General features: G+C 58.2%; 15 protein-coding genes and 1 pseudogene. 7 read left to right on the forward strand and 9 right to left on the reverse strand.

The features are described 5' to 3' along the window. Positions 1-312 precede the first annotated feature (312 nt). From P3T43_RS30605 to P3T43_RS30620, 4 genes are all read right to left on the reverse strand, one after another. Complete coding sequence (locus P3T43_RS30605; protein ID WP_429284739.1) at positions 313-606, reverse strand: hypothetical protein; 294 nt, start codon at positions 604-606, stop codon at positions 313-315. Positions 607-735: 129 nt separating this feature from the next. After that, positions 736-933, reverse strand: coding sequence for a hypothetical protein (locus P3T43_RS30610; protein WP_429284740.1), 198 nt, complete (start codon positions 931-933; stop codon positions 736-738). Positions 934-939: 6 nt separating this feature from the next. Further along, complete coding sequence (locus P3T43_RS30615; protein WP_429284741.1) at positions 940-1,434, reverse strand: hypothetical protein; 495 nt, start codon at positions 1,432-1,434, stop codon at positions 940-942. Between the two features lie 244 nt (positions 1,435-1,678). Continuing rightward, positions 1,679-2,932 (reverse strand): alpha/beta hydrolase family protein, encoded by a 1,254-nt coding sequence (locus P3T43_RS30620; protein WP_429284742.1) that lies wholly within the window; start codon positions 2,930-2,932, stop codon positions 1,679-1,681. 305 nt (positions 2,933-3,237) lie between these two features. On the opposite strand from P3T43_RS30620, the gene P3T43_RS30625 reads away from it, so the two are divergent. Beyond that, the gene (locus tag P3T43_RS30625; RefSeq protein WP_429284743.1) at positions 3,238-3,492 is read left to right on the forward strand and encodes a hypothetical protein; all 255 of its coding nucleotides are present in this window, start codon (positions 3,238-3,240) and stop codon (positions 3,490-3,492) included. Positions 3,493-3,522: 30 nt separating this feature from the next. Continuing rightward, positions 3,523-4,194, forward strand: a complete 672-nt coding sequence (locus tag P3T43_RS30630; protein WP_429284744.1) for a response regulator transcription factor — start codon at positions 3,523-3,525, stop codon at positions 4,192-4,194. A 154-nt stretch (positions 4,195-4,348) separates the two neighbouring features. Here the strand turns inward: P3T43_RS30630 and P3T43_RS30635 are convergent, their stop codons facing one another. Continuing rightward, entirely contained in the window at positions 4,349-4,726 is a 378-nt protein-coding gene (locus P3T43_RS30635) for a hypothetical protein (protein ID WP_429284745.1), read from the reverse strand. A gap of 436 nt (positions 4,727-5,162) precedes the next feature. Between P3T43_RS30635 and P3T43_RS30640 the strand changes: the two genes are divergently transcribed. Together P3T43_RS30640 and P3T43_RS30645 are read left to right on the forward strand one after the other, a co-directional pair. Further along, positions 5,163-5,711 (forward strand): hypothetical protein, encoded by a 549-nt coding sequence (locus P3T43_RS30640; protein ID WP_429284746.1) that lies wholly within the window; start codon positions 5,163-5,165, stop codon positions 5,709-5,711. 278 nt (positions 5,712-5,989) lie between these two features. After that, a complete protein-coding gene (locus P3T43_RS30645) occupies positions 5,990-6,442 on the forward strand; it encodes a helix-turn-helix transcriptional regulator (RefSeq protein WP_429284747.1) in 453 nt (150 codons plus the stop codon). A 73-nt stretch (positions 6,443-6,515) separates the two neighbouring features. On the opposite strand, the gene P3T43_RS30650 is transcribed toward P3T43_RS30645, so the two are convergent. Next, positions 6,516-6,818 (reverse strand): hypothetical protein, encoded by a 303-nt coding sequence (locus P3T43_RS30650; RefSeq protein ID WP_429284783.1) that lies wholly within the window; start codon positions 6,816-6,818, stop codon positions 6,516-6,518. A 529-nt stretch (positions 6,819-7,347) separates the two neighbouring features. Here P3T43_RS30650 and P3T43_RS30655 point away from each other — a divergent pair. Together P3T43_RS30655 and P3T43_RS30660 are read left to right on the forward strand one after the other, a co-directional pair. Further along, positions 7,348-7,557 carry a DUF6900 domain-containing protein gene (locus P3T43_RS30655; RefSeq protein ID WP_429284748.1) on the forward strand — a complete coding sequence of 70 codons (210 nt, stop codon included), beginning with the start codon at positions 7,348-7,350 and terminating at the stop codon, positions 7,555-7,557. 21 nt (positions 7,558-7,578) lie between these two features. Beyond that, positions 7,579-8,541, forward strand: coding sequence for a nucleoside hydrolase (locus tag P3T43_RS30660; RefSeq protein WP_429284749.1), 963 nt, complete (start codon positions 7,579-7,581; stop codon positions 8,539-8,541). A gap of 281 nt (positions 8,542-8,822) precedes the next feature. On the opposite strand, the pseudogene P3T43_RS30665 reads toward P3T43_RS30660, so the two are convergent. After that, positions 8,823-8,963, reverse strand: a pseudogene (locus P3T43_RS30665) (LysR family transcriptional regulator); the annotation flags it as partial. Between the two features lie 397 nt (positions 8,964-9,360). Continuing rightward, positions 9,361-9,507 carry a DUF3563 family protein gene (locus tag P3T43_RS30670; protein WP_429284750.1) on the reverse strand — a complete coding sequence of 49 codons (147 nt, stop codon included), beginning with the start codon at positions 9,505-9,507 and terminating at the stop codon, positions 9,361-9,363. Between the two features lie 543 nt (positions 9,508-10,050). On the opposite strand from P3T43_RS30670, the gene P3T43_RS30675 reads away from it, so the two are divergent. Further along, positions 10,051-11,352: an MFS transporter gene (locus P3T43_RS30675; RefSeq protein WP_429284751.1), complete on the forward strand. Its 1,302-nt coding sequence runs from the start codon at positions 10,051-10,053 to the stop codon at positions 11,350-11,352. 157 nt (positions 11,353-11,509) lie between these two features. On the opposite strand, the gene P3T43_RS30680 is transcribed toward P3T43_RS30675, so the two are convergent. Further along, positions 11,510-12,040, reverse strand: a complete 531-nt coding sequence (locus tag P3T43_RS30680) for an isochorismatase family protein (protein ID WP_429284752.1) — start codon at positions 12,038-12,040, stop codon at positions 11,510-11,512. Positions 12,041-12,154: the final 114 nt, after the last annotated feature.

Raw genomic sequence — 12,154 nt, forward strand, 5'->3', positions numbered from 1 at the left:
AATCATTCTGCGCAGGAATGGAATACGCGGGTTGACTGAGGTGGTTGGTCTCCGAGTCGAGGACTGCCACCCTGACGCCCCCGTGCCCTAAAGACTATCGCCAAACGCTACTACGCGATCGATGCCCGTGCCGTGCGCACTCGCCCCCCAGGGAACGTGGTCGAACGCCCGCGAACTATTGGCCGCCGAGTACATGACGACGCTCTCGGCTATCCCCTCGCGTCGAAGACTCTTGTTACACACCGAATACGACTCGACCTACGATTGACCCGTATAAAAAAGCGCCTGCCAATGGTATTTTTGTCCTGCACGTCATTCGCCGGGCAGGCGATAATACCAGCCGGTGACCGGATCGGTCGCCCATACATAGCGGGTATCAAGACGAAACGGATCGTTGGAGGTGCGGTAATAACAGCGCACATACGTAGATGTTCGCTGCGCCCGTTCACGCGCCAAACCCGAGTCCGCGTTCACGCGCACAACGCTCGCAGGGTTCCCGCGTTGATCACCGTTGTCGGTCGAAGTCGCTGCTTCGCCATTCGCGACGCCAATGAACGTGGCAAGCGCTATCACGCCAACTAGCCAGATCAACCGAAGCCTGATCAATGTACCTCTTCGTGTTTCCTGGATGCAGCCAATCCGGCGATTACATAGAACTGCCAATCTAATTGATCGAGACGAACAAGCGCACTGATCGTCCTATTCGTTCGGCAGCTCCTTCGCCTTCGACGCACTCTACTTTCCAGCAGGCAGATTCCGACGGTCATGGTCGGCGGAGTCAAGCGTCTTTTCTCCAGCCTGAATGCCCCAGTTCTTTCCGGGCCAAAGCAGCCTTCGGATTTCCAGCTTGTGTTTGTCAACGTTGTCGTCGCTGTTTAGGGAATCCGTGACGTCCGGCAATGGTTGAATCGAAATAATTTGTGTGGCGAACATGATTCCTCAATCGTACCCATGACCCATTTTTCTGATCAATTCGCCGCTCAGTGAGCGAACCAGACCCATGTCAGCGAATACCCGGAAACGCATTGTGTGCTCGGAAGCGGTGATCAAGCTACGCAGGTATTCCGAGCCACTGACGATCTCACGGAGCGTGTCAGCCTGGACGGAGAAAGCAATGCCTGGGCGCTCGACTTCAAATCGGCAGGGACCGCCAATTTCGGCATTCATGAATTCGCCTAGTGGTGTCATCCCAGAGTGACAAATTTGGGCAATGGCCTTGTCTTCATTCGAAGATCGGGCATACACCGCAATCGTGGCCCCCGCGGGAAAATACACATCACGAAGCGCGCCGCCCTGGCGGGGAAGACGTTGCTCGCTCAACAGGTACGCAACTTCGAGTTCGCCTGCTAATGCGGACCAGACTGCCCCGGGCAGCTCGCTCGAGAACGCGTCGATGAGATCGTTTTGAAACAGGCGGGAAAGATATGGCGGCATTAAGTGTTCCTTTTCGGTGCAGTTACCTCTTCTGCAGAACAACCGTTCCGCCCGCCTATTGTGACAATCCATTCTGAGAATACTATGAGCGACGCGGCAAATCTGCGCGCTTCCTCTGCGCAAGGAAGTTGGCACGATTCGCGTCGCGAAAAAAACGCCCCGACACTACAGGAGCGTTTCCAAGGGGCGGGCGTAATTGCGGCTATCGACGAAGTCACTCGACGCCCACCGTCATGCGGCACTTTCATTCGACAACTTTACAACCCGAAAAAATCTCATTCATCCAGCCGCAGCATTCCTGCGCGAGCCGCAAACGACCATTGATCTGCACGTGGCCATCGGCGCCCGTCGCGGCGTCAAGGCGAACCAGCGCCTTACGCTCTGAGCGGATCTCGCTGTGCCATGTCTCGGCTTGCCTAACAAACACGGGCGAGTCTCCATTGCCGAGAATCGATAGAAAGGGCACCGTCACGCCCGCCGCGTCCGCCCGCATACCTGAGGTGCGCGACAGAAACTCTGATGCGCTCGAGGCACCGGCTTTCCATAACGCGTTCTGACGAGTACGTGTCGCCGCCGCCGATGGTGGTTCGGCGTGCTCTGCCTGCTCCATCGAACGCACCGACAACTCGAACAACTGTGCTGGGTCGGGAAACGGCGTACTTGCCATCACAGTCGCGAGCCTCGTTTCATGCCCTGCCGCGCGTGCCACGAAGTAGCCGCCCAAACTCAGTCCGAGCAATGCAATCCGCCCGGGCTTCGCCTCAAACTGCTCGACGAGGATGTCGATGACTGCCGTAATCGGCCTCTCCGCTTCGACCTCCCAGTGCAGTCCATCGGCCTGCGTGATGCCTTGCCCCGGCAAATCGACCAGCGCCACCGAATAACCTCGCTCAAAGAGGTTGCGCCCAACGGTCAGAAACAAATCCTCGAAGCAAGTATCCGCTCCACCGATCACCAGTACGACCGGCGCCTCCGGTCGCGCGTGGCGGAGAAAGACGCCAGGCAACTGCTTGCCCCGATGCGGCGTGAGAAACCACGTCGCCGGCATTTCGAGTTCTTCCATCGCTGTGGCGAAGGCCACCTTGTGCTGCGCATAGAGCGTGTGGAACGATTCTCCCGGCAAAGCGAATTGCCATGCCGAACGATAGCTGGCAAATGCCTTTAGTCGCATCTCGCCAGCTTGCTGTTTCCAGCCACGTGTCTTCCAGACGTCTGCCTGCGCGTTCATCGCCGCGCCGTAGTTCGCAAACGCCTGCACCCAACTGTCCGGATCACCGTCGGTAATACCCGATGCCACGTAGAAAACCTGGCCGATGTCGAGTCCACCCGCTGGGCCCCAACCAAGCGCAGCCATGAAGAACAGGTCCATATCGGCGTCGTCGAAGCAATAGCGCTTTGCGAGACGCTGGTCAGGTTGGGTACCGCGCGCGATGGATTCACCCGCCTGATTGTTGGTCGCGGTGGCTGCCGCCACGCCCGAGGAAGCTCGTATTTGCATTGATATGTTTCCTTGGTCTAATGATTCGTCGATGGGTACTACCGCGCTGACCTCTGTGCCGACCATCGCACCACGACGACGCCGATTATCCCGCAACCACGGGTTTTAATCTGTCCTCCTTCCAGGAGACATACAACCGTTTTCGATCGATCTACAATGCGCTGCAAATCCGCTTCGACGTTCACACCCAACGACGCCCGATGCGAACAGGCGCTCGCCATGGAGCATAGACCTTCCGATCCACGCACGCGCACACCGCCCCATCGACAGCAGGATCCAACACTTTCATTCGTGGAGATATCGACTTGGTTAAGAAACTGATCACGGCGATTGCCGCATTGATTCTTGTGGCCGCGACGGCCTCGGCGTTTGCTGGTGACCTGGCACGTCACCCTAACATTACGGCTGCCGACAATGCGGCCCAGGAAGCGATCGCCCGAATGCGCGACGCGCAGCACGCTAACGGCTACGACATGCAGGGCCATGCCTCCCGCGCAATCGATCTGCTGCAACAGGCGCGCGCCGAAATGCGCGCCGCGGCCATCGATGCGGCGCGCTAATTCCACGCGAGTGTGCTAGCACACCACATCATGCGATTGTTACTGGTTGAAGATGATCTTCCGATCGGTCAGAGTTTGTTACGCGCCCTGACCGACGCCGGTTATGGCGTCGAATGGGTGCGCGACGGCGTGTCCGGCCGCGCTGCAATCGACGCCGGCGAATACACTGCAGTTCTACTAGATCTCAGTCTGCCGGGTATGAACGGTCTCGAGGTACTCAGGTCCGCACGCGCGAGTGGCAAGGAAGTTCCCTTATTAATATTGACCGCGCGCGATGACGTGGAATCCCGAGTTTGCGGGCTGGATCTCGGTGCCGACGACTATGTTCTCAAACCGTTTGAGGTTTCAGAACTCCTCGCCCGACTCCGCGCCGTAACGCGGCGAAAAGCTGGCTATGCGGCATCGCGGCTCGGTGACGACGCCCTCTGTCTCGATCTCGACAAACGCACGCTCAGTTGCAACGGCATCCAGTTGACCTTGACCGCACGAGAGTTCGCCCTCATGCTGGCGTTCTTCGAGCGCCCCGGTACGATTCTGTCGCGCAATCGGCTGGAAGATCGACTCTACGGCTGGCGCAAAGAGATCGAAGGCAACGCGATCGACGTGCTGGTCTATTCCATCCGCAAGAAGTTTGGCCAATCCGTCATACGCACTGTCCGTGGCATTGGCTGGACTGTCACTTTGAATGAAGGCGGCAACTGAATTGCGCCGCGCACGCTTTCGTAACGGAAGATGAGACTCGCAGGCTGACTGACGCGCGCATGATTAGCGGGCGAAGCACGCTACCAAACGCGGTGCGAGTGCCAGCACGCCCGTAACTTCAATTCGACATTCACGCACCCTCAAAGGCAATGAGTCATGCGTATTGTCGCCATGACCCGCTTCGTGCCGGCTCGGACACGGTCACCAGCGGCCAGCTCTCAGTCGAACTCCCGTTGTTCGCGATATAGCCGGCGCGCATGTAGCGGCTCGTGCGCTTCGAGATGAAATGGTCGTTGCTGGCCTGGAAGTCCAACTCGTTTTCGTGTACGCCACGCACGTCGCGCTCGGTCGCAGCGGTCTCAATGGTGTCTGACGCCGTTGCAAGGATCGTAGCGCCAGGCTCCATCACACCAAACGAGTTAGCGGTGCCAAGCAGGGTGGCCGACGACCTGTCCGATGCGGCGCAAACCTGGCTGTATCCGTAGTTGAACTGTAGGTTTACGACGCCGATTCGATATGCGAGCGCGCCCAATTAGCACTTCGTGTCCAGCTGCGCCATCTGCACCGGGCTCGGCACGTTGGGGAACGCGTAACGCCGTGCCCGGATGCTTGCTCGTGTACGCAAACGCCGGCGTAGAGGCCATACAACTGCAAGCCTGCCAGTTGATCCGGCACGCATAAAGGCCGCACGACTGCGCCCACCGGCGTCAATCCATCGTCCGCTCGAAAGCGATAAATTTTTACAATGGAAAGATAGCTTGACCACCGGTCGCCTTCTCGTCATAATTTTTCCATTGGAAAGATTAATGCATTCGATCGCCCTCTAACCGCTGCCTGTTCTGACTCGAGCAATTAGCACCTTCGGGCCGGGAAAACGGGGTATAGCCGACGACCTGCATGTAGCCGGCGCTGCGTTCAAGCGCGCCGTCGTAGACGTGCACCATCGATTGACCAACAAAGGAGTTCTGATGAATTTGTTATGGGCATTTTCCCCATTTGCCGCGTTTGTGATTATCGAACGCCTGTTCGGCGTGCCGTTTGGCCTCGGCGCCGGCGAAGCGGTGGCTGCACTCATGCTGTTGCACGACGCGGTCAGCCCGAACCGGAAAGTGAAACTTCTAGATATCGGCACTACACTGCTCTTCGCATCACTTACCGCTTACGCACTGGTCAACGATGTGCAATGGTCCATCGCGGCTGTGCGCCTGCGCGTCGACGCAGGCCTGGCGTTAGTCGTGCTGACATCGATCGCCTTGCGGCAACCGTTCACGCTGCAGTACGCGCGCGAATCGGTTAGTCGTGAGCAATGGGATACCCCGCGCTTTCTTCGCGTCAACTATGTCATCAGCGTTGCATGGGCGGTTGCATTTGCCACATTGGCGCTCGCAGATGTGTTGATGGCTTATGTCCCGACGCTGCCTCACGGTGCCGGCATCGCGTTGACCGTGATAGCCATCGTCGCAGCGATGAAGTTTACGACGTGGTTCCCGGCACAGACCGTGGCGCTACGCACATGAACCCGCTGGCGTGCAGCCGCTTTGCCGAAAATCTGCGAGCAGCAGGATCTGACGGTTTCCTCAGCGTGTTGCTTTCGACCGTGAATGAGTCTGTCTCCGTCGATCATTGCCTTCTCGTGGAGGTCGCTCGAAGCGGCACGCTGGTGTGGGGTTCCTCGTCACAACTCGTGTGTCAGACGCTCGACGACGCGATCGAGGCGTCTTGCTGCACCGATCGGCTCGCAGCATTGAAGGGATGTGAACACGCGCCGCCCACCGGCCTCGCGCGGGACACGCCGGTGGCGTTGCTCGATTCGACTGGCATGTGTGCAGAAAGAACCATTGGCGGCGCTCATCGGATGGCGGAGCGGCTTTTTGTCGTGTCCTCGCGCGGCGAAAGCACCGTGATGCTCGGCCTTTACAGAAGCGCAGAAAGCCGACGATTCGCCGCTGCCGACAAGTACGCGATATCCAGCATTGCAGAGGTACTTGCGGCGCTCGCCGAGATTCATATCCGGCTATACGCCAATCGAACCGCGCCGCAATATGTCGAGCATGCATGGAAGACGGTTCTATCTGCCCGCGAGCGGGCTGTGGCCAGATTGCTCGCCCGCGGAGAGACAGCGCGCACAATCGCTGCCCTCCTCGGCGTGGCTCCGACCAGCGTGATAACGTACAAAAAGCGTGCGTTCGTCAAGCTGGGGATCAGCAGACAGTGTGAACTGGCGGCGCTCGTCGGCTCCATGGCGTGACATGGATCCGACGCGCCTCGAATCGCGGGTAGACGAAGACATTGCGTTTGCACCCCGCGCGACAGATCGCGACTCAACGCGCCCACTGGCCCTCGATGTAGTTCCAGCCCGTAGGCGAATGAGCCCATCGACCGGGAATCCAGCGCCAGCCAGGACGCGCAACGACCCAGCGCCCCGGTGTCCAGACATAGGCGCTGTTGCGCCACCGCCAGTGACCATCGTGCCACGCGTAATCATGCCGTGCAGGCGGAGGTGGCCGGTGTTCATGGCGAGGCGGCGGAGGTGGACGCTGCGGACGGCTCGCGGGCGGTGGCGGTAGAGCGCCAAGACGCATGGCAGGCGGCGGAACATCCGGACCCGGGGCAGGCGGCGGCATAGCACCGAGACGCGTGGCAGGCCGCTCGCCCGGCCCCGGTGCGGAAGGCAACGCTGCCCTGTCGGCTGGCGTGCCGGAGGAAACAACCGGCGCGGGTTGAGCATACGATGCGGGCGCGGCAACATAGGCTACGGTGCCTGCGAGCGCGACGAAGAGAATCCGTATTGAAGCTTTCTGACGCAAAGCGCTTTCTCCAGTTTTTCGAAGGTGAACGTAAAGAAACAGCGACTCACATACGCCGTCGGTACGCTACGAAGTTTGGGCGTGATGTCCCGTTCGTCGTTGTTTCGGTGTCGGGTCAAAGCGATTGGGGTGCTTTCGGGATTCATCATGGCCCATCAAAATTAGCAATTTCTGAGGACAGGAACGAGCGACCATCAAGGATGGCTCGCGCGTTGTTCATGGGCCATATCGGCCCCACCAATGCTTTTACAATTTACCAATGGAAAAATTAGAGTTGCCGAGCGCGCCGTTCACCCTCTCTGAATAGAGCGCGGCAATCGGATACTCCTGCAATACGAGGCTTCATATGAATTCGCTTAGCAACGAACGCTTGACTACATTGACCGAAATTGCCAACGACTGCTTCGGTATCGAATCGTTTTCTCACATCACGACACAGCCAGAACTGCGGTATTCCGTCTGCGTAGAAGACATTTTTCGAGCGCTCGAAAGCGCATATGACATCGGGTTGATCGTCGGAAGCCGGCTGAATCAGGCGCTCCGGGTAAAACCCTGAATTCGTGAAGAGCGATCTCCCATGGACCATTCAAACACCTCGCGACAAACCATCGTCATCGATTGCGATCCAGGCCAGGATGACGCCATCGCCATCCTCCTCGCACTGGGCGCACACGAAGCGCTCGACGTACGGGCCATTACCACCGTGTCCGGGAATGTGCCCGTCGAGATCACGCAGCGAAACGCGTGCATCGTGCGGGACTGGGCCGGCAAGACGGCAACGCTTCCCGTCTACGCTGGCTGCTCGCGCCCGCTGGCTCGCGAACCGTTCACTGCTGCCGACGTACACGGCGAAAGCGGCCTGGAAGGGCTCGAGTTGCATGAGCCGCTGGCACCGGTAGCTGGCCAACATGCAGTGGACTGGCTAGTCGAAATGCTCAGTGCGGCGGTGCCCGCGAGCGTGACGATCTGTGCAATCGGCCCACTCACGAATATCGCCACCGCGCTTTTACAAGCACCGCAGATCTGCGCCAGCGTTCGCGAAATCGTGCTGATGGGCGGAGCCTACTTTCAGCGCGGCAATGCTACGCCCGTGGCCGAGTTCAACCTGTATGTCGATCCTGACGCCGCGGAGATCGTCTTTTCGAGTGATGTGCCGATTGTCGTTCTCCCGCGCGACGCCGCGGTGAACGCCCCCATCACGCCCGCCCGGATCGCGCCGATCCGGGCAATCGGCAATCGTTGTGGCAACGTGGTTGCGGACCTCATGGAGGCGATTCTGGCATTCAATGTACGGCGGCGGGGCCTCGCTGAGGCGCCGATGTACGACCCACTCACTATCGGTTATCTGATAGATCCCTCGCTATTTGGAGGCCGTGCAGTCAACGTCGTTATCGAAACGGCAGGTAAATGGACACTGGGTGAAACCGTCGTGGACTGGACTGGCCGCACCGGACGCACGATCAACGCAAAGTGGATCAACGAGGTTGATGCGGATTCCTTCTACACGATGCTGTGCGAGAAGATAAGGAACTTGCCGTAGTGGCGGTTCGTTGAGAGTCGTCCCCAGCGCCCCCCGTCGCGTGCAAATAGGAGAGTCTGGCGTGCGTCAGGTTGTTGATCTGGTCTCTGCGCGGCTCGAACGTGTCGATCCGGGTACCGATTGACGGGTGAAAGGGTAGCGCGCCTGAAATTACACCGATGTCCAGGCGCAACAGCAGTCCGGCCAGCGCGGCCATCACGCGGACAAAGAGCCCGTACCGCTGGGAAGATGGGCATTCAAGGTGGTAGCGTTCATTGCGTCTCCTGTCGCTATCATCCGGACAACCGGCAGCCCAGCGGCGCTTCGAGCAGCTTGATCTGTCCGCTTAGCGTCTGGGGTATCACAAGCAGGCACTGTCCGGCGTGAATGACGCTACCACCTGTGCGCGCGGTCGTCCAGAAGCAATAAAGGTGTTTTAGAATTCACTAAGCGTTGCATATCTGGATCACGAGCCGCGAGGAAGCCAGGCACTGAGGCGTTACTCTGTGCGGTCAGCCTCAACGCGGAAAGCCGCCAAGATAACGTATCGAAATCTTGTGCGTTTCCAGTTCGAACATGCGCCGCTCGAGGTCACACACGCCCGCGTCGTGGCGACGGCGGCCCAACAGGAAGCGGGCCGGGATTGCGCGTATCCGTCTGAGCAATTGGCCTGATGCGCAGGCCAAGCTTCGTGCGGTTTCGTGAAACGGCATCGTTGCGGCCAATTCGTGAGCGCCGGTGCGACGCCCCGGTTTCACTGGGCGAGAGGTGGTTCGGAATGTTGGGTCGATTTTCATCATGGTTTCTTTGAGCCGCTGAGAGCACGTCAATTCACTTGATCTAGGTGGGATAGCCGTTTCTTTCCGTAGAGCGCATGCGTCGCTCGAGTTCCTGGAGGTCGGACGATGTCGCAAGATAGCTATCGAGACTGCGCTGCTGGGCGCGCTCAAACCAGTTGTCAAGCTTTCCCAGTAGGTATGCAAACATGAGGTTTCTCCCGTGACTCGTGAGTGTGGCGCTGCGCACCAAGAAGGGTGTCGCAACGGCAGCGTCGACGGGCACCAAGAAGCCGGCTTCACGCTGTCAGTCGGATCCTGAAGAAACGTGGCTCGTCGATGGAATAAATGGTAAAGGCAAAGAATGAGCCAAGAATGAGGACCGCGAACCCGTTCGCGCACGTCGATGCGCATGCGGGAGATCGCACGGAGCCGCGTCGCACCGGATCCGCCTGTTCGGCCATCTCGTTGTCTGCAGCCTGAGCGATGTGGCCCCATCCGCAACTCCGGGCAGGTGACCGCAGTGGGTCGATTTGGTGCGTTTGCCATCGGCCCGGTCTCGGCCACGAACGGCCAGTCGGCAGACCTCCGTGAATTGCTGACAACCTCTGCCCGAAGCGTTGCCAGTCGCAAATCGGCCGTGTGCGGCGTCCACTATTGAAACGTCGGCCTCTGGAGCCGTGCATCTAAACGGCGACAAAAATGTTGAGGTAGCATCATCGCACTCAACAGGGGGAAGGCAGTGTTTCGCGGAATGAAAGTTCGTGTGTGCTCAATCGGCGTCCCTCTTGCCAGTCTGCTTCTCAGCGATCTGATGAGGATCCTGGCAGAAATGGTTGGCTATATCACGCTCCCTTGGTGGATCGTTCACCGGGGCGGCGCACATGACTTGGCGGTATACAGCGCAAGCATTGCCATCACCACGATATTCGCAATGCCACTACTTTCGCCACTCGGGGATCGCTACTCAAAGAGACTGCAGATTACATGGGGTTTATGCACCCTGATGGTTGTCGCCTTTACCCTCGCGACGCTCGCCTCGTTGTCCGGCTACCCACTTATGCTCGTCATCTGCATAGGCATGGTCACTGTTATAGCGAAAGCTTTCATCGATCCGGCCAGCTCCACCATTTCGGCCGAACTCGTTCCGGCGAATCGTTTGGCCGAAGCGCTTCGTCTTCGTAAATCGACGCAAGCGGCCGGCCGTGCCTTAGGTCCAGCACTGGCTGGCGCGACACTGGCTGTGGGTGGTATCGCTGCAACATTTTGGATGAACGGCATACTGCTCGGCGTCGCTGCTTACGTGACCTTGCAGCTTCCATCCCAATTTCAGCATCGCGAACACCATCGAGGTTTAGCCCGTTGGTGGAAGGACCTGCGCGCCGGGCTGAATGCCAAATGGATAGTCCCGTTGGAGCGCGGCTGGACGCTTGTAAACTTCCTCGTTTGGATATTCCAAGGCCCCGCAGTCGGCATGCTGATCCCGCTCAAAGTTCAATCGCTCGGGCTGTCGGGTCTCTGGCTAGGTGTTTGCGAAGCAGCCTTATCCGTAGGTTTACTACTCGGAAGCTTTCGTGGTTCCGATGTACTAGTCCGTCGTTTCGGTCGATTCAACGTCCGGGTGGGGGCCGCTATGTGTGAAGGGCTAGCACTGGCCGCTTCGGGCTGGGCCCACTCACCCATCGTTCTCGCATTAACGCTTACATGTGTGGGTTTCGCCAATGCATCGATGGGACTCGTTGGCGCGACTCACCGCTCTTTGGCTATCCCGCAGAATTTCCGCGTGCGCATTCTCGCTGCCAGCATGATGACCACGCAGATCGCGGGAATTCTTGGACCGATGATCGCAGGCGCGGCACTCACGCATTGGGCGGTTGGCAAGGTCTATACATGCTTCGGTCTCGCCACTTTTCTACTCGCTTTTGGTTTTGTTCTGATACCTCGATCGCGCGAATTCTTTGCGCTCAACCACGATCAGGTCAAAGATTGGTTTCGTCACGAATATCCCTATGCATTCGAATCACTCACCATGCCCGAATCGAGACAGACTACGTAGATTGAAGCTTGCGTCGGGGGACAACATCCGCCTATCGCGCTTTCTTGGCAAGTGTCCGTTGACCGTGCATCCGATGTCTCTCGGTGTGATGATACCGAGAAGGGATTGATGCTCGGCGACTGTCTTGTATGTATTAAAAATTGGGATGGAAGTCCCGCTATTTGATCAATTTGAGTATCTCGCGGAAATTCGCATGTTCGCTTGAACGTAGCCATTCAAAGGCGATCATCTCGACGGTTGGCAACTGTACCCCTGCACGATCAAATCGCTCCATCGCGGCCGCTAGATCAGTACTCCTTCGTGAACCCACCGCGTTGCGCACAACTGTCACTCCGATGCCTCTTTCGAGCAGGCCAAACGCTGTCTGAAGAACACAAACATGCGACTCACATCCTGCGAGCACCACATTCCGTGAACCGGTTGGCAACATTTCAACCAGTCCTCCGCCGCAGGCGTCGAATGTGTTTTTTACGAGCGTTCGCGAGCATAGATTTTTCACGTCAAGTAGGTTCGGTCCGAGATGTCGCGGATTTTGCTCCGTTCCGAATACTGGAACCGTGAGTATCCGCGCAATATGGGCGAGCCGGATGGCCTCCCTGACCATCTCGTCGCCCCGGTCGATTGCCGGTATCAAACGCTCCTGAAAGTCAACCAGGACGACGACAGTACCATCAACGTTCATCAGCATCAAAGCCCTCTTTATCCGAAGGTGATTGATCGCTTTCACTAGTCTATGAGCAATCCTTTGCATCATCAGACTTGCTATTGCGTCCGCACGACTTACGCATTTACGTAAGTATGC

Source organism: Paraburkholderia sp. GAS41 (genome assembly GCF_050436545.1).
Taxonomy (GTDB): Bacteria; Pseudomonadota; Gammaproteobacteria; order Burkholderiales; family Burkholderiaceae; genus Paraburkholderia.